The sequence below is a fragment of the Sphingomonas sp. Leaf257 genome (genome assembly GCF_001422185.1).
Taxonomy (GTDB): domain Bacteria; phylum Pseudomonadota; class Alphaproteobacteria; order Sphingomonadales; family Sphingomonadaceae; genus Sphingomonas; species Sphingomonas yabuuchiae.
On the sequence record NZ_LMMH01000005.1, the window covers coordinates 1 to 24052 of the forward strand.

The 24052-nt window shown below is 64.1% G+C and carries 30 protein-coding genes and 1 riboswitch; of the genes, 12 read left to right on the forward strand and 18 right to left on the reverse strand.

The window, feature by feature from the left end; translation table 11 throughout:
* The first annotated feature begins 159 nt into the window (after positions 1-159).
* The 7 genes from ASF14_RS05495 to ASF14_RS05525 all read left to right on the forward strand — a co-directional run bounded on the left by ASF14_RS05495 (position 160) and on the right by ASF14_RS05525 (position 4782).
* Positions 160-438, forward strand: a complete 279-nt coding sequence (locus tag ASF14_RS05495; protein ID WP_018251244.1) for a hypothetical protein — start codon at positions 160-162, stop codon at positions 436-438.
* Between the two features lie 122 nt (positions 439-560).
* Positions 561-1394 carry a DUF3800 domain-containing protein gene (locus ASF14_RS05500; RefSeq protein WP_018251243.1) on the forward strand — a complete coding sequence of 278 codons (834 nt, stop codon included), beginning with the start codon at positions 561-563 and terminating at the stop codon, positions 1392-1394.
* Positions 1395-1601: 207 nt separating this feature from the next.
* Complete coding sequence (locus ASF14_RS05505; RefSeq protein WP_056432825.1) at positions 1602-2225, forward strand: hypothetical protein; 624 nt, start codon at positions 1602-1604, stop codon at positions 2223-2225.
* Positions 2226-2664: 439 nt separating this feature from the next.
* Positions 2665-3600 (forward strand): ArdC family protein, encoded by a 936-nt coding sequence (locus ASF14_RS05510; protein WP_042469543.1) that lies wholly within the window; start codon positions 2665-2667, stop codon positions 3598-3600.
* Positions 3597-4250 carry a hypothetical protein gene (locus ASF14_RS05515; protein WP_018251240.1) on the forward strand — a complete coding sequence of 218 codons (654 nt, stop codon included), beginning with the start codon at positions 3597-3599 and terminating at the stop codon, positions 4248-4250. Before ASF14_RS05510 ends, ASF14_RS05515 begins: the two co-directional genes overlap by 4 nt.
* 20 nt (positions 4251-4270) lie before the next feature.
* Complete coding sequence (locus tag ASF14_RS05520) at positions 4271-4588, forward strand: DUF7673 family protein (protein ID WP_018251239.1); 318 nt, start codon at positions 4271-4273, stop codon at positions 4586-4588.
* Complete coding sequence (locus tag ASF14_RS05525; protein ID WP_018251238.1) at positions 4585-4782, forward strand: hypothetical protein; 198 nt, start codon at positions 4585-4587, stop codon at positions 4780-4782. The genes ASF14_RS05520 and ASF14_RS05525 overlap by 4 nt, the downstream gene beginning before the upstream one ends.
* 57 nt (positions 4783-4839) lie before the next feature.
* On the opposite strand, the gene ASF14_RS05530 is transcribed toward ASF14_RS05525, so the two are convergent.
* Entirely contained in the window at positions 4840-5364 is a 525-nt protein-coding gene (locus tag ASF14_RS05530; protein WP_241217812.1) for a manganese efflux pump MntP, read from the reverse strand.
* A gap of 43 nt (positions 5365-5407) precedes the next feature.
* Positions 5408-5579: riboswitch (yybP-ykoY riboswitch) on the reverse strand.
* A 67-nt stretch (positions 5580-5646) separates the two neighbouring features.
* Positions 5647-5916 (reverse strand): metal-sensing transcriptional repressor, encoded by a 270-nt coding sequence (locus ASF14_RS05535; protein ID WP_007406864.1) that lies wholly within the window; start codon positions 5914-5916, stop codon positions 5647-5649.
* Between the two features lie 137 nt (positions 5917-6053).
* Between ASF14_RS05535 and ASF14_RS05540 the strand changes: the two genes are divergently transcribed.
* Both ASF14_RS05540 and ASF14_RS20640 read left to right on the forward strand, forming a co-directional pair.
* Positions 6054-7178 (forward strand): nickel/cobalt efflux transporter, encoded by a 1125-nt coding sequence (locus ASF14_RS05540; protein WP_007406849.1) that lies wholly within the window; start codon positions 6054-6056, stop codon positions 7176-7178.
* A complete protein-coding gene (locus ASF14_RS20640) occupies positions 7178-7369 on the forward strand; it encodes a DUF1289 domain-containing protein (RefSeq protein WP_037569978.1) in 192 nt (63 codons plus the stop codon). Before ASF14_RS05540 ends, ASF14_RS20640 begins: the two co-directional genes overlap by 1 nt.
* A gap of 152 nt (positions 7370-7521) precedes the next feature.
* On the opposite strand, the gene ASF14_RS05545 is transcribed toward ASF14_RS20640, so the two are convergent.
* Positions 7522-7734: a hypothetical protein gene (locus ASF14_RS05545; RefSeq protein WP_043058994.1), complete on the reverse strand. Its 213-nt coding sequence runs from the start codon at positions 7732-7734 to the stop codon at positions 7522-7524.
* Positions 7735-7929: 195 nt separating this feature from the next.
* On the opposite strand from ASF14_RS05545, the gene ASF14_RS05550 reads away from it, so the two are divergent.
* From ASF14_RS05550 to ASF14_RS05560, 3 genes are read left to right on the forward strand one after another with little or no spacing between them, the layout of a single operon-like run.
* A complete protein-coding gene (locus ASF14_RS05550) occupies positions 7930-9189 on the forward strand; it encodes a TolC family protein (RefSeq protein ID WP_007406848.1) in 1260 nt (419 codons plus the stop codon).
* Positions 9186-10334 (forward strand): efflux RND transporter periplasmic adaptor subunit, encoded by a 1149-nt coding sequence (locus tag ASF14_RS05555; RefSeq protein WP_018251232.1) that lies wholly within the window; start codon positions 9186-9188, stop codon positions 10332-10334. The genes ASF14_RS05550 and ASF14_RS05555 overlap by 4 nt, the downstream gene beginning before the upstream one ends.
* Positions 10331-13567, forward strand: coding sequence for an efflux RND transporter permease subunit (locus tag ASF14_RS05560; protein WP_018251231.1), 3237 nt, complete (start codon positions 10331-10333; stop codon positions 13565-13567). The genes ASF14_RS05555 and ASF14_RS05560 overlap by 4 nt, the downstream gene beginning before the upstream one ends.
* A gap of 418 nt (positions 13568-13985) precedes the next feature.
* Here ASF14_RS05560 and copM read toward each other — a convergent pair whose 3' ends face one another.
* From copM to ASF14_RS05635, 15 genes are all read right to left on the reverse strand, one after another.
* Positions 13986-14381 (reverse strand): CopM family metallochaperone, encoded by a 396-nt coding sequence (gene copM / locus ASF14_RS05565; RefSeq protein WP_050794225.1) that lies wholly within the window; start codon positions 14379-14381, stop codon positions 13986-13988.
* The gene (locus ASF14_RS05570; protein WP_206379108.1) at positions 14368-14682 is read right to left on the reverse strand and encodes a hypothetical protein; all 315 of its coding nucleotides are present in this window, start codon (positions 14680-14682) and stop codon (positions 14368-14370) included. The genes copM and ASF14_RS05570 overlap by 14 nt, the downstream gene beginning before the upstream one ends.
* A 5-nt stretch (positions 14683-14687) precedes the next feature.
* Entirely contained in the window at positions 14688-15038 is a 351-nt protein-coding gene (locus tag ASF14_RS05575) for a DUF3147 family protein (RefSeq protein WP_018251229.1), read from the reverse strand.
* A 245-nt stretch (positions 15039-15283) separates the two neighbouring features.
* Complete coding sequence (locus ASF14_RS05580; RefSeq protein WP_007406854.1) at positions 15284-15892, reverse strand: DedA family protein; 609 nt, start codon at positions 15890-15892, stop codon at positions 15284-15286.
* Between the two features lie 12 nt (positions 15893-15904).
* Entirely contained in the window at positions 15905-16384 is a 480-nt protein-coding gene (locus ASF14_RS05585; protein WP_236696946.1) for a hypothetical protein, read from the reverse strand.
* Complete coding sequence (locus ASF14_RS05590; protein WP_018251228.1) at positions 16381-16836, reverse strand: MgtC/SapB family protein; 456 nt, start codon at positions 16834-16836, stop codon at positions 16381-16383. Before ASF14_RS05590 ends, ASF14_RS05585 begins: the two co-directional genes overlap by 4 nt.
* 113 nt (positions 16837-16949) lie before the next feature.
* Entirely contained in the window at positions 16950-17699 is a 750-nt protein-coding gene (locus ASF14_RS05595) for an HAD-IIB family hydrolase (RefSeq protein ID WP_007406852.1), read from the reverse strand.
* Entirely contained in the window at positions 17696-20197 is a 2502-nt protein-coding gene (locus ASF14_RS05600; protein WP_018251226.1) for a heavy metal translocating P-type ATPase, read from the reverse strand. The genes ASF14_RS05595 and ASF14_RS05600 overlap by 4 nt, the downstream gene beginning before the upstream one ends.
* A complete protein-coding gene (locus tag ASF14_RS05605; RefSeq protein ID WP_007406859.1) occupies positions 20194-20802 on the reverse strand; it encodes a cation transporter in 609 nt (202 codons plus the stop codon). Before ASF14_RS05605 ends, ASF14_RS05600 begins: the two co-directional genes overlap by 4 nt.
* Complete coding sequence (locus tag ASF14_RS05610; protein ID WP_018251225.1) at positions 20799-21485, reverse strand: ZIP family metal transporter; 687 nt, start codon at positions 21483-21485, stop codon at positions 20799-20801. The genes ASF14_RS05605 and ASF14_RS05610 overlap by 4 nt, the downstream gene beginning before the upstream one ends.
* A 3-nt stretch (positions 21486-21488) precedes the next feature.
* Positions 21489-21881 (reverse strand): hypothetical protein, encoded by a 393-nt coding sequence (locus ASF14_RS22145; RefSeq protein WP_037477072.1) that lies wholly within the window; start codon positions 21879-21881, stop codon positions 21489-21491.
* On the reverse strand, positions 21878-22765 hold the full coding sequence (locus ASF14_RS05620; RefSeq protein ID WP_019368194.1) for a bestrophin family protein: 888 nt from the start codon (positions 22763-22765) through the stop codon (positions 21878-21880). The genes ASF14_RS22145 and ASF14_RS05620 overlap by 4 nt, the downstream gene beginning before the upstream one ends.
* A gap of 31 nt (positions 22766-22796) precedes the next feature.
* Positions 22797-23138: a flagellar hook-basal body complex protein FliE gene (gene fliE / locus ASF14_RS05625; RefSeq protein WP_026189139.1), complete on the reverse strand. Its 342-nt coding sequence runs from the start codon at positions 23136-23138 to the stop codon at positions 22797-22799.
* 45 nt (positions 23139-23183) lie between these two features.
* Entirely contained in the window at positions 23184-23558 is a 375-nt protein-coding gene (locus tag ASF14_RS05630) for a hypothetical protein (RefSeq protein WP_026189138.1), read from the reverse strand.
* Positions 23555-24043: an SRPBCC family protein gene (locus ASF14_RS05635; RefSeq protein WP_026189137.1), complete on the reverse strand. Its 489-nt coding sequence runs from the start codon at positions 24041-24043 to the stop codon at positions 23555-23557. Before ASF14_RS05635 ends, ASF14_RS05630 begins: the two co-directional genes overlap by 4 nt.
* Positions 24044-24052 lie beyond the last annotated feature (9 nt).

Consider the following 24052-nt stretch of genomic DNA (forward strand, 5'->3'; position numbering starts at 1 on the left):
CGCCATCTGCTCATCCGTCAGCCAGTACAGGTCGCTCATCCACTCTCTCCTCACGCGCCATCTGCTCATCCGTCAGCCAGTACAGGTCGCTCATCCACTCTCTCCTCACGGAGCCTGAATCAGATCGCGCCTCCCACATCAATGGGTCCTGACCCTAACATGGCAAAGCCTCTCGCCGCTGACGCCCGTAAGACCTTGGTCGAACGCCTCGCCGCGATCGAACATGAGCGCTGGTCGCATTGGCAGCGCTACATGCACGGCAAGGCGACCAAACAGGAGGACGGCTCGTTGCTGATCCCCGCCGATCTTGTCGAACGCTGGGAAAAGCAGATTGCGACCGACTATGCCGATCTTCCCGCCGATGAGCAGGAGAGCGACAAGGAGCAGGTGGAGCGATACCTGCCCATCATTGAGGACGCCTTTCGCTCAGGGGAGTAATCAGCGTCCGTTCTTGACAACACCAGGCTCATCGCTCATATCTGTTGACGGACGCGGCTCACGGGCTGCCCCAATTCCGAGGCCCACGCTTAGCGTGGGCTTTCGCGATTCTGGGGACCTGCATGCTGTATTTCGCTTATCTCGACGAGTTTGGCCACATCGGCCCGTATGTCGCGCGCGACGATCCCGCCTACAATGACAGTCCCGTTTTCGGGCTCGGGGGCATGATCCTCCCCTACTCATCCGTGCGGCAATTCTCGACCTGGTTCTACCAGCTCAAATGCAACATGCTGGCTTGGGAGATCGGGCAAAGCGGCCAGCATCCCGCGACATGGGAGAAGAAGGGCTCGGCCCTCTTCACCAGCATGAACGTCGAGAAATACCGGCAGGTTCGCACGGCGGCCAATCGCATCCTCAACAAGATCCGCGCAAGCGGCGGGCATGTCTTCTACGTTGGCCTCGAGAAGAACCGCCCCGTCGCGGAGTTTAAGGCGCAGGCGCTTTACCTCACGGTCCTGGGCGAGGCGATGAAGCGCCTCAACCAATATGCCGATCAGAACGACGCCGATATGGTCATCGTCATGGACGAGCATCAGGATCGCGACGCCATCCTGACTCGCGCGAGCCAAGCCATGTATGGTGGCCCCTCCCCCCGGCGTCGCATCATCGAGCCGCCCTTCCAAGTCGAGAGCGAACGCTACCAGACATGCCAGTGCGCCGACTGGCTATGTGGTCTGGTCGGCCGCGTCGGCGCCTATCAGGCGCGCCCCGACGAATGGGCTGACATGGCTTGGTCGCAGACCTACTTTCAGGACCGGCTCGACGCGGCATCGGTGCGAAGCTCGATCCGCCTGCAAACGGCCGCTACCGAGGTCGAAACGGTGGAAGCCCTACCCGCCGTCGTCGATACAGGTCTCGCACAGCCTGCACCGGGCAACGACGACACGCCGGCCTGACTCCGGCGGGTCAATCCGCCGGCATATCACTCGGCCGGGTCGGACGCATCGTTCCAGCGATGAAGAGGGGTGTGCCACGTGGCACAGCTACGCCAGCAAGGAACTGGTTCCCGAGCTGGGGCCGCGTTCGTCAGCTCGACGATCCAGCCACCCGTGTACGTGGGATCTATACGCCGCTTCGCAAAGCCATTCCCGTAAGGAGGACAAATGCCCGCAGGCCCTGGAACATCTTCCTCACCGCGTGAACTCGTCACCAAGGCGTTTGACTCCGCCTTCGTGATCGCCACCATATTAGCGGCCATCTATTTTGCCGGGTGGACCTACAGACAGGCCTATTTCGGCCGTTTTGCCATCGATCCGACCAATCTTGGCGGTTCGAACATTGCAGTTGCGGTGGAGGGCCTCGGTGCCATTATCACCACAACCGGCGCGTGGCTTACAGCGATCCTGCCGCTGCTGATCGTGACGGCGCTTACTTTGATTGCCGGCAAGCTCTTCGACCGCGCCAGGGCTGCATCGCATAGGCCGCCGTTTTTTGATCCTCTGACATTGTTTATGGCTCGGGTGGGGTGCGGGACCATTGTCATCCTCATTGTGGTCGCCGCTGGCCATGTTGCAGGTACGATCCGAGCGAAAGACCGCATAGGTAACATCACCCGAGGGGAGGTGTGGATTTACCATCTCGAAGGAAAGCAGGTGTCAGGTATCACGCTGGGGCAATCCAACGACATGACATGGGTTCTCACCAAAGAGGGTGTGCGGCCCCTCAAAACGGCAGAGATCCAGCTTATAGATGGCGCTCTATTCAACAGGGTTGCTACAGAACGCTAACGTCTAGGATCAGCGTGAAGCCGGGTGCGACCCTGCAAGCACCGCTCCTTTCGCTCTCTGCGCCGACCAAGCCGCCGTACCGCCGTCTCGGCCCTATTGGGTGACGATCCTCGCGTGAAAGGTGTGCCACGTGGCACACCTGATCGAAGCGCCTAGGGCGCGGCGTAAGCCCGTTCGCGCCGCTGCCCTCCCCCGGAGGCCATCCAGCGCCGGGGAACACCAAGGGCGGCTGCCCTTTCGTTCCCGAACGACAATCGACCGCCCGTGTAATCCGCCAAGCGTGGCACTCGACGCCCTGCAGGGCGTCGGCCACGCTAGGGCGGCTCGCCCGCGCCAGCGGTAGATTCTCGCCCTCCCTCCCCATCCCGTTCCTCGCCGGAAAGGCAGAGCCGGTTGCTGTTGCGACCGGCTTTCAGCCTCAGAGGAAAGGAAGACAATCATGGGACGGATCACCGACAACCGGGCCGACATCTATCAGGAAATCACCGATCAGATGATCGCCATGATCGAGGCGGGCACCCGGCCTTGGTCGAAATCGTGGAACGGCAGCACCGCACCCACCATCCCGCTGCGCTCGACGGGGGTTCCCTATCGCGGCATCAACGTCCTGACCCTTTGGGTTGCCGCCATGACGAAGGGCTATGCTTCCCCGCATTGGCTGACCTTCAAGCAGGCGCTCGCGCTCGGCGGCTGCGTCCGCAAGGGCGAGAAGGGCTCAACCGTCGTCTATGCCAACAAGATCGAGGTGAACGCCGACAGCAAGGCACAGGAGGGCGCAGAGCGAGGCGAGGATGGCAAGCGTCAGGTGGCGTTCCTCAAGCGCTACACCGTCTTCAATGCCGAGCAGATCGACGGCATCGAGGCGAAATATCCTGCCCCCTTGCCCGTCATCACCGCGACCAATCCCGACCAGCGCGACGCCGAACTGGACACGCTCTTTGCCCGCGTGCCCGTCACCCTCAAGCACTTCGGTTCCCAGCCCTATTATCAGCCGAGCGGCGATCATGTCGTCATGCCGCAGTTTGCCGACTTCCACACCAGCGACGACTATTATTCGACCCTAGCGCACGAGCTTTGCCATGCGACGGGGCACGTTGACCGCCTTGCCCGCCCCTCCCTCATTTCCACGAAGCGCGAGGACTATGCTCGCGAGGAACTGGTCGCCGAGCTTGGGGCCGCGTTCGTCAGCGCCACCATCGGCATCAAGCTCCACGATCGCGAGGACCACGCCGCCTATCTGGCGAACTGGCTTCAAGCGCTCCGCAACGACAAGAAGTGCATCTTCACCGCCGCACGGCTCGCGCAGGACGCGTCCGACTGGCTGTTGAGCCGCATGGCGGTCGAGACAGCGCCCGAACTGGAGGCGGCGGCGTGACCGCCGCCGACGATCCCGGCCCCGACGGGGGCCGGGGCGTGGCGGCGCGCATTGTCTTTGACCCGAGCGTCGCCACGGTGAGCGAGGAGGAGTTTAACGAGCTGGTCGCGATCATGCGCGATGGCCCAAATGCGAAGCCGCTGACCCCCGAAGCGCAATGGCGGCGCGACTATCACAAGGCGATGTTCCACCGCCGCCTTGTCGGCGTACAACCCGACCTGTTCGGCGGGAAGCCGGTAACGCATATGTACAAGGCCGCCCCCGGGCCAGTCAGCGACTGGAAACCGGAACCGGTCGAGGAGAAGCTGTCCCGGATCGCGCGCGATCCCCAAGCGACGTTCGGCATCGGCCGACCGGCTCTTTCGCCGGAGGAACTGGCCGTCGTCATCGACGGCGCAGCCAATTGGCTGCGGATCGCGCAGCGGGTCCGGATTGCGGGCGCTTTCGCATCCTATGACGGGCGCGCGGAACGCCGCATCGGTCGGAAAGGCGTGATCTGGCGCTTGTGCAGCCCGGTGTTTGCAGGCCACACCTATGTTTATCTCGATCCGACCGGCGCCGAGCGGGTAGAGAAGATCGTGATGGTGGAGCTGCGCGACGTCGAGCCGATCGATGATGCGCTGTTGGTCCCCGTCCCCTTCCACGCTTGAAGGAGCAGAAGCGAATAGTCATGAGCCCACCCCAACGCCGCCCCGCAATCCGGGCTGTCAGCTTCGAGGACGTTGGCGAGGCCATTGCCCGCCTGATCGTCGTCGCCGGGTCCGATACCGGCCAAGCCTCGCGTGCGGCCGACTTCCTGTTGGCATGGTGGGACGGCAGTGCATGGGGCCATTTTCCGGTCCTTCACCTCTGCAATTGCGATCCCGGCATCTCGGAAGACATGCTCATCGTCATGGCGCATCTGGCGGCCGAGCCGTCCGTCTATCCCGATGCTTGGGGCTACCGCGACGCGATGGCGGCGCTGGTCGAGCAGTGGCGGCCCGCATGACCCCGCTGCGCACCGCCATCGACATCATGACGGGCTTGCCCATCGATCGCGATACACGCCGCGCGCGGCTACTCGCCGCGCGCCGCAAGCCGGTCGGAAGCATCCCCCGGCGCGGCATCCTGTCCGGCCATTGGGATCGTGGCAATGTCGTCGGCGCGTTCCGGGGAGGACGCGGCAGCTTTATCGCGGACTAGCTGCGAAATCGCGCGCCGCTTCCCCGCCAAGCGAGCAAGCGGCGCGCTGGTTTGAGGTCAGGCGGTGAGGTGCTGGTAGAGGATCGTGCCGCCGATGAGGATGAGCGTCAGCCCGCCCAGCATCTCTGCATAGCGGCCGATATACCGTCCCGCGTGCTTGCCGAGCATGACGCCGATCGTGGCGACGACCGTGGTGATCCCGCCAATGATGAGGCACGCGGTCAGGATATTGACCTGCATGACCGCGAGACTGACACCCACCGCCGTTGCATCGATGCTGGTGGCGAGCGCGGTAACGACCAGTCGCCACACGCCGGTCTGAGCGCGCTGACCCGCGTCCACGTCGCTTTTCGTCGCTGCATGGATCATATGCCCGCCGACGCCGAAAAGCAGGAAGAAGGCTATCCAATGATCGACTGCCGCGATCCAAGTGCTCAGCGCCAGGCCGATCGCCCAGCCAATCGCCGGCGTGATCGCCTCGAAGAAGCCGAACACGGCGCCGACACGTAAGGCATCGCGCCAACGATTGCGCTGATTGGTCGCACCCTTCCCCACCGCCGCAGCGAAGGCGTCGACCGACAAGCTGGCGCCAAGAGCGCCGAGCGTTAGCAAACCCGTCATTGATATACGTCCAAGGGCCGTCAACCGAACGACGCAATCCACCTCCGGCCACGAGAGAGGTAGCGCATCGTTGGTCTCGCCGGGCAGATCAAAATCTGCTGCCATCGCCACGAACCGGAAGGTTCAAGGATGTTGACGATGGCCCCGCAACAGCGGGTAGCTACTCCCCAAAAGTGAGACGCCCGTATCCCCTGGGGGGCATATGTACAAGCCGAATCCGATCAACCCTGTCCGATTAGGCGATCACCAGTATTTGGATATCGCCCGGAACTGCTCCACCGCCACCTTTGTCCCCTCGCCCTCTTCGGCGTGAACCAAGCAGTGATCGATATGATCGTTGATGAGCGCGCGCTTGGCGCTGGCGATCGCGTTCTCCACCGCCTGAAGCTGCTGCGCGATATCGACGCACGGCCGTTGCTCTTCGATCATCCCGACGATGCTTTTCAGGTGCCCGGTCGCACGGTTGAGCCGCTTGATGATCGCGGGATGATTGGAATGATCGTAATGGGCCATGTCACCCTATAAGACAAACGGACGAACTTTGTCGAGCAACCCCCCGGGGGGATAGACTCTATCCCCATGGGGGGATATGGACCTGCCCGAACTTCACGTCCGATCGGTCGCGACCGCCGGGCTTGCCGGGACGCACCATGACCTCTTTCGCCGAACTCGTTCAACAGGGCAGCTCCAATCTCTGGCTGTTCATCCCGACCGCGCTGCTGCTCGGTGCGCTGCACGGGCTGGAGCCCGGCCATTCCAAGACCATGATGGCTGCGTTTATTATCGCAGTGCGTGGCACTGTTGGCCAAGCCGTCCTGCTCGGCCTGTGCGCGGCGCTTTCGCACACCGCGATCGTGTGGGGCATCGCGCTTGGCGGGCAATATCTCGGGCGCGGCATCAACACCGAAACGACCGAGCCTTACCTCCTGCTCGGCTCGGCCGTCATCGTTCTTGGCATCGGTCTATGGATGATTTGGCGCACGCGTGCCGATCAGAAGGCCGAAGCCGCGCACGATCACCACCACCATCACGGCGAGGACGAGATCCGCACGATCGACACCGGCCACGGCATGATGCGTCTGGAGATTTTCGAGGATGGCGTGCCGCCGCGCTGGCGGGCGAGCTTTGCCAAGGGTGGCTGGAAAGCGGCGGATGTTATCCTCACAACGGATCGCGGCGAAGGCCGTTCGCAGACATTCCGCTTCGTCGATCGGGGCGATTACATCGAAAGCGTCGAGGAGATCCCGGAACCGCACGCCTTCAACGCGCGCGTCTCGCTGGGCCACGGCGGCCACAGCCATGACTACGACCTCACATTCGCCGAACACGGGCACGATCACGGCCACGGGCATGATGGACTGAAGGTCACGGGCGACGATGCCTACATGAACGCGCATGAGCGCGCCCACGCCGCCGATATCAGCCGCCGGTTCGCCGATCGTCAGGTAACGACCGGCCAGATCGCGCTGTTCGGCCTGACGGGCGGGCTGATCCCCTGCCCCGCAGCCGTCACCGTCCTCCTGCTCTGCCTCCAGCTCAAGCGTCTCGCGCTCGGTGTCGTGCTGGTGAGCGCGTTCAGCGTCGGCCTTGCCGTGACGATGGTCAGCGCCGGCGTCATCGCATCGCTCAGCGTCACGCACATCCGCAAGCGCTGGTCAGGGTTCGGCGACTTCGCGCGCAAGGCGCCTTATGCGTCGGCGGGCCTGATGCTCGTGATCGCGGGCTACATGGCCTATTCCGGCTTGCAAGGCCTCAGTCGGATCGGCGCGATCTGATGCGATCGCCTTGCGTCGATCTATGTGGTTTCGATGCCCGCACCGGATGGTGCCGGGGGTGTGGCCGCACGCGCGACGAGGTCCGGCGTTGGCGTAACCTGCGACCTGGTGATGCACGCCGCGTCATGAGCGACCTGCCACACCGCTTGGCAAAGCTGACCGACCGTTCCGCAAAGGGGGGCACGTCCTGATGTCGTGTCTCGCCGCCAAGGCGCTGGTATAATGTCGAGCAGGCTGAAATAGCGTGAACGCTCGAATTGACCGGCAAGTGATTTCCTTGCCCCGTTTTTTGCGTCGGCTTACGCTGCAAATGATGGCGGTGCAGCGTTCCTCTGTTGCGATCCTAGGAGTCGTGTTGGCGCTGGCCGCTGTCCTCGGGCTTGTCGCAGTATCGGGATGGCATAGCGCCATGGTTCACGATCACGGCCCGGTTCAAGTCGCCATGGTCGATACCCATTCTGATGACGATCACGACCATGCGGTTATGATCGATCATGACGATCAGGCTCCGGCAAAGCAGGCCGACGGCGACGGGCCAGCTCACCTTCTTGCCCACGCCGCAGGCCACTGGGTTGCTTTCGATGGCGCGAGGGCTGCGCCGGTTGCGGCCATCGTCGCCGCTCGCGTGTGGTCGATATTAACTCCATCGCTCCCCAGCGGGATCGACCCATCTAAGCTTCTGCGTCCGCCTCGCGGTTGAGTCTCGCCGACGCCGCGCGCGTCGACTGACTACCCTAGAGGATCATGCACTATGAACGGCAGTTTTCGCCGGTCGCGCACCGTTGCGCTGACCGGCGCCTTTGCGGCGCTATCGCCCGTAGGTGCGGCGTGGTCGCAGACCGCACCCCCCTTTGCACAGCTTCTAAATCAGACGCGTGATGTGCCGCGCGTCCTGGCGCTAGAAGCAGACGTCGCCCGAGCACGCGGCTTGGCATTACAAGCGCGCGCCCGACCGAACCCCTCGATCAATGTCTATGCAGAGAATTTCGTGGGCGACCACGATCGCAATGCGCGCAATCAACAACAGACGACTTTCCAGGTCGATCAGCCTGTCGAACTGGGCGGCAAGCGATCCGCTCGGATCGCCGCCGGTGAAGCCGGGATCGTTGCGGCAAAGGCGCGCGATCGTGACGGCCGTCTCGTCTTTGCGACTGAGCTGGCGCGCGCTTATGCTGGTGCCGAAATCGCCGATCGTCGCATCACCATCGCCGAAGAAGAGGTTAAACAGGCGACCGATGTCTTGAGGGTTGCCCGCGCTTTGGTCGGCGCCGGCAAGGAAGCCCGTCTCCGGCAAGTGCAGGCCGAAACCGAACTGAACACGCTTCAGGCCGACCTCGAAAACGCGCGCGCTTTCAAGACGGTCGCGCTGGCACGTCTTTCGGCGCTCGCCGGTATGACCACCCCCTTCACCGGTCTTTCGGAGTCACTCCTCGATCGGCTCGATGCCAAGCCGGCTTTCGGTCCCATTGACGCGATGCAGGCGACGACGGTGCGGGTCGCGGAAGCCGAACAAGACGCCGCTGCGCGGGCGGTGACGGTGCAACAGCGCCTCGCCATTCCGAACGTCACTGCGCAGCTTGGAGTGCGTCAACTCCGCGTCGCGAGCGGCCCTGCCCTAGTCGCCGGCATATCGGTCCCGCTCCCCTTCTTCGATCGCAACCAGGGCAACATCGCGGCGGCACGCGCTGAGCTGCAAGGAGCAGAAGCGCGCGCCGCCGCGGCCCGGCTCGAAGCCGAGGCCGGGACACGCGCCGGTCTAGCGCTGGTCGAGGCAGCCGACGCTCGTGCCGCTGCCGCGCAGCGGACTTTGACAACCGCCGAAGAAGGCTACCGCCTCGCCCGCATCGCTTACGAGGCAGGTAAAAGCCCGCTGATCGAACTGCTCGCCGCACGTCAAAATCTCGGAGTCGCCCGCGGCCTCATCCTCGATGCCGCCGCAGCGCGCCTCGACGCCCGCGCCAATCTCGCCCGTCTGCAGGGCCTCACCATCACCGGAGAAGCGGTGCAATGACCGATAAAACTCGCCTCTACACCGGCGCCGCCATTGGCCTGGTCGCTGCCGCCGCGCTTGGATTCGGCGCTGCGCGCCTCACCCAATCGCCCGCCCCTGCCCCTACGGAGGCCGCAGCGCCAGCCAAGCCGTCGAACACGGTCGCGATGACGCAGCAGGCACTTTCGGCATCGCAGATCACTGTAGCCCCGGCGGCCTCCGGCGAGCTGGACGCCGCGATCCTTGCCTCCGCTACGGTCGAGGCGACGCCCGACGCCGAGGCGGTGCTGACCGCGCGCGCACCGGGCACGGTCAGCCGTATCATGGTCCGCATCGGCGATCTTGTGCGAGCCGGCCAGACGCTCGCTCTGGTCGAGAGCCGCGATGCTTCGCAGATCGCAGCCGATCGCTCGGCCGCGTCCGCGCGCGTCACTCTCGCCGCTCGCCAGCTCGAACGCGAACGCGGTTTGCTTGCCCAGGGCGTCACCCCCCGCGCTGACTATGAAGCCGCACAAGCCAATCTGGCGGTCGCCCAGGCCGATGCCCGGCGCGCTAGCGCCGCCGCAGGCGCTGCCCGCGTATCAGGTGACGGCCGATCGGTTGCGGTCGTCAGCCCCGTCTCGGGGCGCGTCACCAATGCTGGTGCCAATCTCGGCCAGTTCGTCGCGGCTGAAACCGAGCTGTTCCGCGTCGCCGACCCGCGCCGGCTTCAGATCACGGCTAGCGTTCCCCCCGCCGATGCAGGCCGGGTCCGAGAAGGTGACAGGGTGGAGTTGACCACCACCGATGGCCGCAAGATCGAGGGCCGCGTACGTTCGTCGACCGGCGTCGTCGATCCGCAATCGCGGACCGCGACCGTCGTCATCACGCCGACCTCTGGCGGCAGCACACTCGCCCCGGGCCAGCTTGTGCAGGCTCGTATCCTCGCCAGCGGCGGGGCCGCCAAGAGTGGCGTGATGGTGCCGCAAGACGCGGTGCAGACGCTTGGCAGCGATACCGTAGTGTTCGTCCGCACCGGCCAAGGCTTCCGCGCACAGCCGGTTCAGGTCGGCAGCCGATCAGGCGGGATGGTGGCGATCACCGGCGGCCTCGCCGCCGGCACGCAGATCGCCACCACCAACGCTTTTCTCCTCAAAGCGGAGATCGAGAAGGAGTCGGCGGAATGATCGGCCGCATCCTCTCCCTTTCGGTCCGGATGCGATGGCTTGTCGCCGTCCTGACCCTCGTCGTCATTGGCTTTGGTTTATGGCAGATCACCAAGCTGCCGATTGACGCTGTGCCCGACGTCACCAACCGACAGGTCCAGATCAGCACATTCGCCCCGACGCTTGGGCCGGTCGACATCGAAAAGCAGGTGACGTTCCCGGTGGAAACGGCGCTGGCCGGAATCCCAGGGCTTGAGATGACCCGCTCCATCTCGCGCAACGGCTTCAGCCAGGTAACGGCGGTCTTCACCGACCGCACCGACATTTACTTCGCGCGCCAGCAGGTGACGGAACGGCTCGCACAATCGCGCGACAGCCTGCCTTCCAACGCGCAGCCGATCCTAGCACCGCTCAGCACCGGGCTCGGCGAGATTTTCTTCTATTCGGTCGCCTTCCGTCACCCCGACGGCAAGGGCTTGAAGACGGTCGATGGGAAGCCGGGCTGGCAGTCGGACGGCAGCTATCTCACGCCCGAGGGCGAACGCCTGACCACCGAGCTGGCGAAGGCGGCATATCTCCGCACGGTGCAGGATTGGATCATCCGCCCACAGATGCGCGCCGTGCGCGGCGTCGCCGGGGTTGATTCCAACGGCGGCTATGTGAAGCAATATCTGATCGAGCCAAACCTGAACGCGCTCGTTAGCTATGGGCTGTCGGTGACGGAGTTGGCGGACGCGATGGAGCGGGCCAATCTCTCTGCCGGCTCCAATTACGTCCGCCGTGCCGGCGAGAGCTTCCTTGTCCGCGCCGATGCTCGCCTCAAATCGATCGATGACATTCAGGAAGCCGTCGTGGCAACCCGGAACGGCGTTCCCATCCGCGTCAAGGACGTGGGCCAGGTCGTGATCGGCGGTGCGGTCCGCACCGGATCCGGCAGTCGCATGGGATCGGAAGCGGTCATCTCGACCGTGCTGATGCTGGTGGGCGACAACAGCCGCATCGTCGCGACCGATGCCGCCGAGAAGCTGACGCAGATCAACAAGGCGCTGCCGCCCGACGTGTTCGCCGAGCCGGTCTACAACCGGTCCAAGCTGGTCAACGCGACGATCGCGACGGTCGAAAAGAACCTCACAGAAGGCGCGCTGCTCGTCATCGTCGTGCTGTTCCTGCTGCTCGGCAACATCCGCGCCGCGCTCATCACCGCTGCGGTCATCCCGATCACTATGCTGATGACGGCCGCCGGCATGAACGGGCTGGGCGTATCGGGCAACCTGATGAGCCTTGGAGCGCTCGACTTCGGGCTGATCGTCGACGGCGCCGTCATCATCGTCGAGAATGCGCTTCGCCGCCTCGCCGAGCGCCAGGAGCATGAAGGCCGGCTTCTCACCCGCGACGAGCGGATGGAGGAAACGACACTCGCGGCCAAGGAGATGGTGCGGCCGACCGTTTATGGTCAGCTCATCATCTTCCTCGTCTTCGTGCCGCTGCTCACCTTCCAGGGCGTTGAGGGCAAGACGTTCGCGCCGATGGCGATCACGTTGATGGTGGCGCTCGCCTCCGCTTTCGTCCTGTCGCTGACCTTCGTTCCCGCGATGATCGCGATCGTCGTCAAGGGCCGGGTCAGCGAGACGGAAGTGAAGCCGATCCGCTGGTTCAAGGAACGCTACGCCCCCGTGCTGGGCAGGGGCGTAGCTCGGCCGATGCCCTTCATTCTGGGCGGTGTCGGCGTGTTCGTCGCGGCAGTGCTGAGCTTTGGCTTGCTCGGCGAGGAGTTCATGCCGCAGCTCGACGAGAAGGACATAACCGTCACCAACTTCCGCGTGCCATCGGCGTCGATCGATCAGTCGACACAGATGCAGCTTCAGATCGAGAATGCATTGAAGACGCTGCCGGAGGTGGCGCTGGTCTTCTCTAAGAACGGCAACGCCGATCTCGGCACCGATCCGATGCCGCCCAATGCGTCGGATACCTATGTGATTCCAAAGCCAGAGGACGAGTGGCCGGCGGAGGTTAAGAGCAAGGAGGACATCCTTCGCCGCATCGAGGAGCGGATGAAACCGCTGATCGGCAACCGAACAGAGATTCAGCAACCGATCCAGATGCGCTTCAACGAGCTGATCGCCGGCGTTCGCGCCGACGTCGCGATCAAACTCTACGGCGATGACCTCGACGCGATGAGCGAACAGGCGCGGCGCATCGCTTCCGTCATGCGCACCATCCCGGGCGCTGGTGACGTGAGTGCCGAACAGACGTCCGGCGCGCCGACCTTCGACGTGCAGATCGATCGGCAAGCGGCGGGCCGTTATGGCCTGTCGGTTGAGGAGGTGGCGAACACGGTCTCGGCTGCGCTTGGCGGGCGCGAGGCCGGGTTGTTGTTCGAGGGAGACCGGCGGTTCGACGTCGTGGTCCGCCTCCCCGATGCGCAACGGGATGACCTTGAGACACTGGGGTCGATCCCGGTGATGCTGCCCACTGCCGAGGGTCAGGTGGCGCGCTCGATCCCGCTCAGCCAGGTCGCCCGGTTCAACTACACGCAGGGGTTGAACCAGGTTAGTCGCGAGAATGGCAAGCGGATGGTGGTCGTGCAGATCAACGTCCGCGGGCGCGATCTTGGCGGGTTCGTCGACGAAGCACAGGCGAGGATCGGCCAGATGCAGCTTCCCGCCGGCATGTATACTGAGTGGGGCGGCACCTTCGAGAGCCTGCAATCGGCTCGGTTGCGCCTGCTGATCGTCGTGCCGATCTGCTTTATCGCGATCTATGCCCTGCTCTACATGGCGCTCGGCAGCTTCGTGTCGGCGGCGATCGTGTTCTCGGCGGTGCCGATGGCGCTCGCAGGGGGCGTGTTTGCGCTGCTGCTGCGCGGTATCCCCTTCTCGATCACCGCAGCGGTCGGGTTCATAGCCCTATCGGGCGTTGCCGTCCTCAACGGCCTCGTGATGATGAGTGCGATCGGAAAGTATCGCGAAGACGGTGCGGCCGACGACGATGCGATCGTGGGCGGCGCAATGGAGCGCGTCCGTCCGGTGCTGATGACCGCGCTGGTCGCGTCTCTTGGCTTCGTGCCGATGGCGCTTGCGACCGGCACAGGAGCAGAAGTGCAACGCCCACTCGCAACGGTCGTCATCGGGGGGCTTATAACATCGACAATCCTGACCCTTCTTGTCCTGCCAGCCATCACAGCGTTGTCCATGCGATTGAGAGGCTCAAAGGCACAAGGTTCGACTGTCGGCACCACAAAGGCCCAGATTTGAGTCTACATGCGCACGTTCTGGTATCGTTGACCGGCATCAAGTTCAGTGTCGGTTCAAGTAGAAGCCCTAATATCAAATACGCCGTCGTTCGATCCTATCGTCCGATGGTAGGAGAGTAGACATGCGTAAGACATTTTGGATTGCAGCGGGGCTGCTGGCTTCGTTGGTCCCTGGTACTGCGATGGCGCAGCACCATGGTGGCCGTCATTCCACAGGTCATGGTAGCTACGGCGGACATGGACGTGTGGTCGTGTCAAATCACGGCTATGGCTATGCGCAGCCCTATTATGGTGGCGGCTATTATGCCGACTCTCCGCGATACCAGTCTCGCCACTACGTGCGCGATCGGCACTATGATCGTCATTCCCGTCCGAGGCATTACCGCCGCCATCATTGACGGCGGTAAGGCTTCGGGCCGCTACTTGCGGGTTTCGCGCCGGGCAAGCCACGCCCGCATCTCGGCGATCTCGCGCCGCTGCGTCGCCACTACTTCGGCTGCAAGCCGGCGAACAGCGGGATCGCGCCCGTACCTCAATTCTATCTCGGCCATCGCGATCGCGCCTTCATGATGGGGGATCATCGCGCGCATGAAGTCGGCGTCGGCATCACCAGTGAAGGCCACGTCCATAGCGCCATGCATCTTGGCGTTCGCGGCCCGGTAGGCTCTGGTTGCGGGCGTGTCGGCCCGCTTTCCCGCATCAGCTCCCCGGGTCACGCTCGTACCGTGTTGAGCGTGCTGTGCGCTCGCAGCAGGTGGCGTCAGTCCAGCGGCCGTTGCGACCATCAGCGCGAGCGTGCCGTTAATTCCGATCATCACGTTCCTTCTCCAGTGTAGCATCATGTCCGCGCTGGCGTCCGGCTCTGGCCGGAGGTTGCCGGCGCGCAGCCGCATCGAGCTCGGCCACGGCCTGGGCCGCGGCCTCGCAGTCGCTGCCGGTTTCCTGGCCCCGCTCGCAGCGGGTGACAACCAGCCTCGCCTCTTCCGCGTGGAAACGGAAATAGCCAGCATCCCGTGGTTTAATCAGTCCGCATCCAGTCAGAGCGATGGTCGCGACAGCGGCAATGAGCGCGCGTTCCTTGAGGTTTGTCATTCTGTTCACCCGCTCGTTGTTCATGGAAATCACAAAGCGATGCCAAAGCGCCGGAGTGCGAGAACCATCGCGATATAGAGCAGGACGGTCAGGCAGCATCCGGCGGCCAAGGCTGGCCAAAAGCCAATTCCGTGACGCAAAAGGACTGGTATCAGTAGGAATAGCGGCAGCGAGGGGAGTACGAACCAGAAGGTCGCCTGCGCATGGGCCGCCATGTTCATCGCATCAGGCCGGTCGTGCCACAGCCATATCATGCCAAGGACCGAGACGACCGGTAGCGACGCAATCAGCGCTCCGAACCCGGGATAGCGCTTCGCCACTTCCGACGCTGCCGCGATTAGTATGCCCGAGACGATGGCCTTGACTGCAAGATAGTACATAGGATGCTTCGCTTACCTTGTGGCGGTGGATCTTGATGATGCGGCCCAGCGCCACTTCCCCCCGTTGCGACGCCATGCGCGAAACCCGATGCGGTAAAGCCTCCCGATCCACTTGATGAGAATGAACGTGGTTCCTCGCGGGACCAGGCCAAGGGCACTGGCGTAGCGCGTGACGAAGACCAGCATCGAAGCTGCCGTAAGCCAAAGTCCGGCGGGAAAAACGGGAGACGAGCCATTGACATTCATCAATGGCGATCCCCGGATCGCCCGAAGGTCGCGACCCGCCAGAGATACCAAATGACGGCCAGCAAGAGCACGGCGTTGCTGACCGGTTCGATGACGCTCGCCACCTGATTATAGCGTTCGCCCAGCTCGTAGCCGGCTAGCACGAGGATCACGGTCCATATTGCCGAGCCGGCAAGCGTGGAAAGCAGGAACGGACCGAGGGGCATTCCGCTGACCCCTGCTGGCACCGAAATCAACGTCCGGACTCCCGGGACCATTCGTCCGAACAGAACCGCCCAACGGCCATAGCGGTCGAACCAGCGATCGACATGATCGATCTCGTCCGCCGTCAACGTCAGCCATCGACCGTGGCGAGAAGCAAAGCGCTTCAACCGATCGATGCCGATCCAGCGCCCGACATAGTACCATAGGATCGCTCCTGCGGCCGATCCGAGGGTGCCAGCGATAACGACCACCCACAGCGAGCCGCGCCCCTGCGCGGCCGTGTAGCCCGCAAGGGGCAGGATCACTTCCGATGGAATCGGCGGAAAGACGTTCTCGGCCAGCATCAGCAGGAAGACGCCAAAGCCGCCGAGTGCCGATAGGATCGATGTTATGATGTCGAACACAAGACAGCCTCGTCAGATGATCCAATAGAAGATGGCGCAGAACACGAGGATGAGGGCGAGGACCGATCCTACGATCGCGTTTTCCAGTCGCGGGCACTCGACGTTCCTGATCCGCGCGGCGACCTGCCAAGCGGGGCGGATCGGACACCGCCACGACCCAGCGACAATTCGATCCAATTCCGCGTCCGACAGCCCGAAGAATGCTTTGGCTTCACGGCGCGATCGACCCGCCAGCCCCATCACACGCAGCACCACATCGTCCCATGCGACATCGATCGCGCTCGGCCGATCGATCATCGGGCCGCGCGCGTCACCGCCTGCCCAAGAGGGAGGCAGCAGGCCGATGATCTGGTGAGGATTGCGCTCCAACAGCGTCGCCCAGCGCAGCAAGCGGTGTTGGCGGTCCCGCGCCGGGATAGTCCGCGCCGGCGCCCAACGTCGGGTGAGGGCTTGCACTGGATGTGTCCATCGGCTCGCCTGAGAGGTCGTCATGGACTTGCCGGAGTACAGGCGTCGCCATTGGTAGCGCGCTTGAGCGGACGAGAACAGCGCAGGGTCAGGAAGGTGGTGCAGCTCAGGATGAAGGCGATATCGTATAGGCCGTAGCCGACGGCCGCCCCGAGCGCGCCAGTCGCCCACAGGCTGGCCGCTGTTGCCGTACCCGAGGCTTTGCTACCCTTCTTCAGGATCGCGCCGCCCCCAATGAAACCGACGCCTGTAATCAGACCTTCGAGCAACCTGGCCTGCGCCGGGGACGTGCGGCCGAGGATCGCGATGCCTACCAGCACGAAGCCGCAACTGGCGATGGCAACCAACGGGAATGTGCGGATGCCTGCGCTACGGGCGTCCTTCTCGCGATCCCAGCCAACCGGAAGGGCAAGCGCGTAGGCGACGGCGAGACTGATGATATGGGTGGTTATCTCCCACCATGAGCTTTGAAACATGCCGGCCTGCCTGTTCTACGCGATCGCTCCAAATCGGAGGTTAAAAACGAATGTTGGGCCGAGCGCCTTGAAGGCGCTCGTGATTAAGGCGAGGATCGTGAACATCTGCGAACCTACCGGTGCAGACATGCGATGATGGCGGCCACGACGGCGGCGGTTTCCGCAACGTCGCGCACCCTGACCGTGTCGAGGCCGATCTCGACGGCGGGATAGTCATTTCCACCGGGGAAGATCGCATCGCCGATGAACAACATGCCGTCGAGCGGCACGCCGCTTTCGGCGCTCAGGCGCTTCAGGCCGTAGCCTTTGTCGACCCCTGCCCTCGTCACGTCGATCGATGTCGTACCGCCAAGATTGATCGAGAGGCCCGGCAGCACTGCGCGCAAGGTCGCCTGCAATGCAGTGCGTTTTTTCCGATCCCGGTCCCATCCCTCCTTTTCCTTCAGCGGCGCCGCCTGCCCCAGCCCCGAAAAGGTAATCTGGCTGCCGCGATCCTCGATCCGCTCGCCCCATATGCGTTCATCGGCGAGGCCGGCATCGGCCAGCGCCCGGTCGAAGGCCGCGCGGATCTTCGCCTTCTCCGCATCGTCGAACAGCTCGGCATAGACCACGCACCAAGCCCCATCGATGAAGCGATAGAGCTTGGTGCCGGTGGTCGGCATCAACCAGAGGCGGTCGAGCGCTGCGTCCGCAGGCAAGCGCGACGCGACCTGCTTTTCGAATTGTGGCCAGTCCCCGCCCGAGATCACCGCCACATCGGTAACGGCGAGCAACCGGGCGATGATCGCGGCCATATCCTCCGATAACGGGCGTTTGCTCTCCGCGAGCGTGCCGTCGAGGTCGAAAGCGACCAGCCACTTCATGCCGCGTTCCCCGCCGGGTCGCGGTAGGCGAGCAGCCGGAGCGCGTTGATGACGACGAGCAGTGTCGATCCCTCATGGACCGCCACCGCTGGCCCGATGCCGAGGCCGAGGATGGTGGCAGGCACGAGGAAGGCGACGACGCCCAGGCTGACGAACACGTTCTGACGGATGATGCCGCGCGTATGACGGCTCAGGCCGACCGCGAACGGCAAGTGCGCCAGGTCGTCGGCCATCAGCGCTACGTCGGCCGTCTCGAGCGCTACGTCCGACCCCGCCGCGCCCATTGCGATGCCGACCGTGGCGCTCGCCATCGCGGGCGCGTCGTTCACGCCGTCGCCGACCATCGCGACCTTGTCCTCGCCGGCAAGCTTCTTGATTGCGGCCACCTTGTCTTCGGGCATGAGGTCGCCCCACGCCTCATCGATTCCGACATCGTTGGCGATCGCTTCGGCGACCTTCTGGTGATCGCCGGAGATCATTATCATCCGCGACACACCCATCTCGTGCAGCCGGCGCAGCGCGGTCTTGGCCGCTTCGCGGGGCGTGTCCATCAGGCCGATCGCGCCTAGGTCGCGGTCTCCCTTGCGGACGACCATCGTCGTGCGGCCGTTCTCGCGCAGCTTCGCGATCGCGTCCTGCGCCCCCTGCCCCAGCGCCGGTATGCCCTCGCCCCCAAACATCTCGGCCTTGCCGATCCACACCGTCTCGCCATCCACGCTCGCGGTGACGCCACGACCGGTCAGGCTCTTGAGGTCGCCAGCGGTGGGCAACGGGCGCCCATTCAGGCGTTCGCGGCCGTCGTTGACGATCGCTTGGGCCAGCGGGTGATCGCTCAGCGCCTCGACAGCGACGGCCAGCGACAGCAGCTCGCCTTCGTCGGTGCCGTCGACGGGCACGACATCGGTGATGCGCGGGCGCCCTTCGGTCAGCGTGCCGGTCTTGTCGAAGGCGATCGCCTTGAGCGATCCGAGGTTTTCGAGCGGCGCACCGCCCTTCACCAGCACACCGCCACGTGCCGCGCGCGCGACGCCGGACAGGACCGCGCTCGGCGTCGCGATCGCGAGCGCGCAAGGGCTCGCTGCGACCAGTACCGCCATCGCGCGATAGAAGCTGTCGCGGAACGGCTCGTCGATGACCACCCAGGCGAACAGCAGCAGCACCGACAGGATCAGGACGGCGGGCACGAAGATGCGCTCGAACCGATCGGTGAAGCGCTGCGTCGGCGACTTCTGCGTCTCCGCCTCGCTCACCATCTTCACCACCTTGGCGAGCGCGGACTCGTTGGATCGGCGCGTCACCTCGATCTCGATCGCGCCGCCGCCATTGATCGTGCCGGCAAAGACGCGGCTCTCCGCCTCGACCGCATCGGGCTTGGCGCGGGCGGCTGCCGCGTCCGCGACCGGCACCTTGTCGACCGGGATGCTCTCGCCGGTCACCGGGGCTTGGTTGATCGCGCTGGTGCCCGTGATGACGAAGCCGTCAGCAGGCAGGCGCTCGTTCGGGCGGACGATGGCGACATCCCCAACGACCATTTGCTCGACCGGGATTTCGCTGGTCTGGCCGTCGCGTCGCACGGTCGCGGTTTCGGGCGCGAGCTTCGCCAGCGCCTCGATCGCCTTCTTGGCGCGTCCCATCGCGTAATGCTCAAGCGCATGGCCAAGGCTGAACAGGAACAGCAGCAGCGCGCCTTCGGCCCATGCGCCCAGCGCAGCGGCGCCGGCGGCAGCAACCAACATCAGCGTGTCGATCTCGAACTTCTTCATCCGAAGGTTGTCGATCGCCTCGCGCAGCGTGAAGAACCCGCCGAAGAAATAGGCTGCGACATAGCAGGCCGTGGGCAGCCACTCCGGTGCGCCGGCAACCAGCCTTTCGATCGCATAGCCGATCCCCAGCAGCGCGCCGCAGGCAAGCGCGAAGATCAGCTCGGTATTGGGGCCGAGAAATTCGGCGTGGCTATGGTCGTGACCATCGCCGGGGCCGTGCTTCTCTTCGCCCGCGTCGTGGCCCCCGGGGCCGTGGTCGTGGCCGGCATGGTCATCGGCGGCGACCCGCTTGCCAACCCTCACCTTCAGCTTGCGAAGAGCAGCGCGCACTTCCTCTTCTGTGGTCTCTCGGCGATCATATTCGACCCGGACCGACCCGCTGGTGCTGGCGCTTGCCTGTACCACCCCGGGCAACGCGCATAGCGCATCGCTGACCGTGCGCGCCCGCCGTTCGTGACTGATCCCCGTCACCTGCCAGATCGCATGACCGTAGCGTTCAGTGATTTCGGCACCTGCGGCCCGCACCATTTCACGCAATCGCGGCAGCGGTAGCTTGGCGGCGTCGAAATGGATGCACAGGGCCGCCGGCGTGTCGCCATCGAGGCAGATCACATGCGCCCGCTCGACGCCTTCGCGCTTTGACAGGGTTGATACGAGACGGTCCAGGCAAGCGTCGGCCGCGTCAGGAAGGTCCGGCAACAATACTGGAATATCGAGTTCGAGCTTGTCGTTCATGACGACCTCCTTTCGCTTTTCTTGGTTTCGGCGCGCGCGTCGCGCAGGATTTCGACACCGCCCTTGATGGCGATGATGGCGGTAGCGAAGCCGACCAGAAGGTCCGGCCAGTTGGTGCCCAGCCACAGCACCAGCACGCCCGCGATCAGGATGCCGCCATTGGAAATGAAGTCATTGAAGCTGAAGGTGGTGGCGGCCCGTAGGTTAACGTCCGGATCCTTGAGCCGCTGGAGCAGCCGCAGGCAGAGGTAGTTTACGACGCCGGCGATCGCCGACATGACCATCATGGTCGGTCCGATCGGCTCGCTCCCCTGCACATAGCGTCGCCCGACATCGATCAGGATGCCGCCCGCAAAGATCAGCAGCATTACCCCCGATGCGATCGCGGCGCGCGTCTTCCACGTCTTACCGTGGGTCAGCGCGACGAGGCTGAGAGCGTAAACGGCGGTGTCGGACAGATTGTCGACGCCGTTGGCGATGAGCGCACTTGAATCGGCGAACGCGCCGGATACGAAAAAGCCCGCTGCGATTGCTGCGTTCAGCAGCAGCACGATCCAGAGCGTGCGACGCTCCTGCGTGCCCGCGTTGTCGTTGCTCGCATTCATCCCATGATCTCCTCGAGCGTCAGGAGGGCGAGGAACCCTACGAAGAACATCGAGCTGATGAGCGGGGTGTCAGGCTTCTCGTGCGCCTCAACCAGCAGCTCTTCCGTGACGAGGTAGAGCAGCGCCATCAGCCCAAAGCTCAGGAAGCCAGCGACCATTACCGGCGAGAGCGTGGCGACAGGAACGGCAGCGAGCGCGCCGATCGGCAGCAGCAGCGCCAAGGCCGAGACGATCACGATGATGCGCAGGCGCGAGCGATAGGTTTCCGCCAGCTCGTTGGTCAGTGTCAGACCCAGGAAGAGCACTTCGAGTGTCAGCGCGATCGTCAGCAGAAATCCCGCCTTCTCGCCCGCGACGAACGCAAGGCCGAGCACCAGGCCATCGACCAGGATGTCGATGCCGATCGCGGCGAGCAGCGCCATCGGCCCCTTGAAGCGGGCCTCGAAAGCCTTGAGACCCAGCATCGTTACGACGCCCGCCGCCCCGCCGATCAACGTCGCGCTGGGCGAAGCCTCATGCTTGACCTGCGGCAGGATTTCAGTCGCTGCCGCCGCGAACACGACGCCGGCAGCAAGATGCTGTAGCCCCGCCACGAGGCCAGGATTTAACTTTGTGCGGCTCGCGATGATCGCGCCGAGCACGACCGCCAACACAGGCGCAAGCGTGTAGAGCAATGCCTGCATATCCTATGATTCCTCCGGTGTTCGATGACAGACGCGGATCTTCCCGCGCTGCGTGAAGGCGATCGACCCGCCCGCCACGACTGCCCGCGACTGGTCGCCGCGAAATTCTTCGCCGGTCCGTTGCGCGTGCAGGATCTCGGTTCTGCCCTTGGGCAGCCAGGTGACACCCATCTTCAGGCCGTCGTCGATGAAGTCGACATCGGCGCGCGATCCATCGTCGCAATACATGATGCGCTGCGCGATCAATCGAGGCGTCAGATGCTTTTCATGCGCCGGCTCGGCCGGTTGGCTTGGAGCGGGGTTGCACGCCCCTACGACCATACCCGCGAACAGAACGGCGCCGATGCGCGCGGCTGTCAGGCCAGGCAGGTGCCGCAAGGCGCGCACCGCCCTCACCACAGCACGCCGTGATCGGGCGTCAGCGGCTCAGGGGCCGGTAGTCCCGCCGTCTGAAGAAGGTCGATCTCGATCGTGCGGCACATGGCCGTGAGCGGGACATCGTGGACGCTATTGGCGAACGGATCGGTCAGATCCTCGCCGATGCTCAGCACCGCGAGGAAGACGAGTCCGATCAGCGTCGATCCGATCGGCGTGGCAAGGCCCAGGGATTCGACCAGCGCGATCGGAAGCAGCACGCAGAACACGCGCGTGAAGAGGTTCGGGAAAAACCGAAAGCCATTGGGCAGCGGCGTGTTCTTGATCCGCTCCATGCCACCCTGCGCATTGGCGATGTCGATCAGGACGCGCTCTACAGTTGCCTGCTGGATCTCGGTGATCCGACCTTCCGCGAGCGCGTCGGCGTAATTGCCCGATATGTCCTCCAAGAGCGCGTTGGCAGGGTTCAGGCGAGCGACCGCCATATCGGCGACGTCCGTTCCGGCGATCCGGGCAATGTCTTCATAGGGCGACTGTCGGCGAAGCTGGCAGCGCATCGAGTGCGCGAAGGCGATCTGCCGCAGGATGATGTTGTGCCGCGTCTCACTGCCCTCGGGTTCCCCCTTGGTCAGGCTGCGTGTGATCCTGGCCAGGCTGCGCGACGCATTGATGAGCGCGCCCCAAAGGGTTCGCGCTTCCCACCAGCGCGCATAAGCTGCGTTGGTCCGAAACCCCATGAAGAGCGCGATGGCAGTGCCGAACAGCGCCGTCGGCAAAGGCGGTTCCTTGATCGGGGTCATCATGTGGAATGCCGTCACCGCCACGTCCCACACGAACAGGATCGTGAGAGGCTTCCAAACCTCGATAATGATCTGCCTAAAACGTGGCCTCGCGCCGACTATCATATCAATTACGCCCTAAATCTCTTAGCAATCGTCATCCGATCGGCATGTTCATGATGTCCCGATAAGCGGACAGCAGCTTGTTCCGGACTTGCAGGGTCGCCTCGAAAGTAATGGATGCGCGGCTCTGGATGAGCGCGACGGTTGCAATGTCGGTGGTTTCGCCACGCTCATATGCTTCGGTGACGACATCCTCCTGCTCCTGGGTCTCGTTGACCTTCGCGACCACGGCATTGAGGGTGTCGGCAAAGTTCGACGCCGGAGCGGTCGGCGTCACGCCGGGCGGTGCCGTCGGCTGCGCCGCACGCAAAGCGCGGCTTCGCGCGATCACTTCGGCCCGAATGGCCATCACATTCGAGATCGACGTGTCAGACATCGTTTCTCTCCCGTTCCAGTGCGACGTGTCGGAAGACAGGACGGTTCATCGGGTGCCCTCCCGTTCGCAGATTCGGGTGCGGCCCTCGCCATCCACGACGGTGAGCTGCGACCCCTTGAAGGTCGCGGTGGCTGTCTCGCCGACATATTGGAGGCCCTGCGCTGGCGCGGTCAGCGTCATGGGCACGGCGCTGCTGGAGCGCCGCAAATCGATCTGCAGGCCGTTGTCCTTGTAGTCGACGAACAGCGGTTCCCCGTCGGAACAGCGATAGGGATGGCGCCCCATTTCCCCGGTCGCCACGGCGCTGTCGGACGAATGGATTTGCTGCTCCGTTGGCGGGGCTGGCGGCTTGCTTTCCGTGCAAGCCGCCAGGCCGACAACGAGGATGAGGGCGGGCAGTACCCGCTTCAACGGCATCATCGCGCCTTCCTCCTGTAGCGGGAGGGGACGCGCTGACGATTGATCCCACGGGCAGGCTGACCCACCCGCCAGCGCAGATAGGTTGCGAGGCGATCATCAGCCTCGATCATCAGGGACCGCAGACGACGCAACATCATCGCCGCGAACGGCAGAGACAGCGCCCCGCCCAGCGTGCAGCTATGTGTTAGCCTAGTGCCACCATCGTCCCCTGCCAGCTCGTACCGTTCTTCGAGCGTGAACAGATAAGGGATGCCGCAGGACCAAGCGAAGGCGCGCGGCTTATCGAATTGATCGACCCGGGCCGGCGTCCGAATTGGCCGGGTGATGCCCTGGATCGCGAAGGTACATTCCGTTTCGCCAAGCTGGCACGGGTTGTCGAGGAATACGAGCGGACTCCAAGCCCGACGATGATCCGGATCGGTGATCGCCGACCAGATCCGCAGTGGCCCGCCGTGAAGCATTGAGCTGGTTATGGTGCGAGGCATATCCCCATC

Excerpts from the sequence above, each read along its gene's own strand:
- ASF14_RS05535 (WP_007406864.1), bottom strand. The coding sequence starts at position 5,916 with ATGGCCCATTACGATCATTCCAATCATCCCGCGATCATCAAGCGGCTC.
- ASF14_RS05630 (WP_026189138.1), bottom strand. The coding sequence starts at position 23,558 with ATGATGCCGTTGAAGCGGGTACTGCCCGCCCTCATCCTCGTTGTCGGC.
- ASF14_RS05635 (WP_026189137.1), bottom strand. The coding sequence starts at position 24,043 with ATGCCTCGCACCATAACCAGCTCAATGCTTCACGGCGGGCCACTGCGG.
- ASF14_RS05540 (WP_007406849.1), top strand. The coding sequence starts at position 6,054 with ATGACCTCTTTCGCCGAACTCGTTCAACAGGGCAGCTCCAATCTCTGG.
- ASF14_RS05585 (WP_236696946.1), bottom strand. The coding sequence starts at position 16,384 with ATGACGACCTCTCAGGCGAGCCGATGGACACATCCAGTGCAAGCCCTC.
- fliE (WP_026189139.1), bottom strand. The coding sequence starts at position 23,138 with ATGTCTGACACGTCGATCTCGAATGTGATGGCCATTCGGGCCGAAGTG.
- ASF14_RS05510 (WP_042469543.1), top strand. The coding sequence starts at position 2,665 with ATGGGACGGATCACCGACAACCGGGCCGACATCTATCAGGAAATCACC.
- ASF14_RS05610 (WP_018251225.1), bottom strand. The coding sequence starts at position 21,485 with ATGCAGGCATTGCTCTACACGCTTGCGCCTGTGTTGGCGGTCGTGCTC.
- ASF14_RS05600 (WP_018251226.1), bottom strand. The coding sequence starts at position 20,197 with ATGAACGACAAGCTCGAACTCGATATTCCAGTATTGTTGCCGGACCTT.
- ASF14_RS05520 (WP_018251239.1), top strand. The coding sequence starts at position 4,271 with ATGAGCCCACCCCAACGCCGCCCCGCAATCCGGGCTGTCAGCTTCGAG.
- ASF14_RS05525 (WP_018251238.1), top strand. The coding sequence starts at position 4,585 with ATGACCCCGCTGCGCACCGCCATCGACATCATGACGGGCTTGCCCATC.
- ASF14_RS05550 (WP_007406848.1), top strand. The coding sequence starts at position 7,930 with ATGAACGGCAGTTTTCGCCGGTCGCGCACCGTTGCGCTGACCGGCGCC.
- ASF14_RS05595 (WP_007406852.1), bottom strand. The coding sequence starts at position 17,699 with ATGAAGTGGCTGGTCGCTTTCGACCTCGACGGCACGCTCGCGGAGAGC.
- ASF14_RS05605 (WP_007406859.1), bottom strand. The coding sequence starts at position 20,802 with ATGAATGCGAGCAACGACAACGCGGGCACGCAGGAGCGTCGCACGCTC.
- ASF14_RS05495 (WP_018251244.1), top strand. The coding sequence starts at position 160 with ATGGCAAAGCCTCTCGCCGCTGACGCCCGTAAGACCTTGGTCGAACGC.
- ASF14_RS05555 (WP_018251232.1), top strand. The coding sequence starts at position 9,186 with ATGACCGATAAAACTCGCCTCTACACCGGCGCCGCCATTGGCCTGGTC.
- ASF14_RS05575 (WP_018251229.1), bottom strand. The coding sequence starts at position 15,038 with ATGTACTATCTTGCAGTCAAGGCCATCGTCTCGGGCATACTAATCGCG.
- copM (WP_050794225.1), bottom strand. The coding sequence starts at position 14,381 with ATGATCGGAATTAACGGCACGCTCGCGCTGATGGTCGCAACGGCCGCT.
- ASF14_RS05500 (WP_018251243.1), top strand. The coding sequence starts at position 561 with ATGCTGTATTTCGCTTATCTCGACGAGTTTGGCCACATCGGCCCGTAT.
- ASF14_RS05620 (WP_019368194.1), bottom strand. The coding sequence starts at position 22,765 with ATGATAGTCGGCGCGAGGCCACGTTTTAGGCAGATCATTATCGAGGTT.
- ASF14_RS05590 (WP_018251228.1), bottom strand. The coding sequence starts at position 16,836 with ATGTTTCAAAGCTCATGGTGGGAGATAACCACCCATATCATCAGTCTC.
- ASF14_RS20640 (WP_037569978.1), top strand. The coding sequence starts at position 7,178 with ATGCGATCGCCTTGCGTCGATCTATGTGGTTTCGATGCCCGCACCGGA.
- ASF14_RS05505 (WP_056432825.1), top strand. The coding sequence starts at position 1,602 with ATGCCCGCAGGCCCTGGAACATCTTCCTCACCGCGTGAACTCGTCACC.
- ASF14_RS05570 (WP_206379108.1), bottom strand. The coding sequence starts at position 14,682 with ATGAACAACGAGCGGGTGAACAGAATGACAAACCTCAAGGAACGCGCG.
- ASF14_RS05560 (WP_018251231.1), top strand. The coding sequence starts at position 10,331 with ATGATCGGCCGCATCCTCTCCCTTTCGGTCCGGATGCGATGGCTTGTC.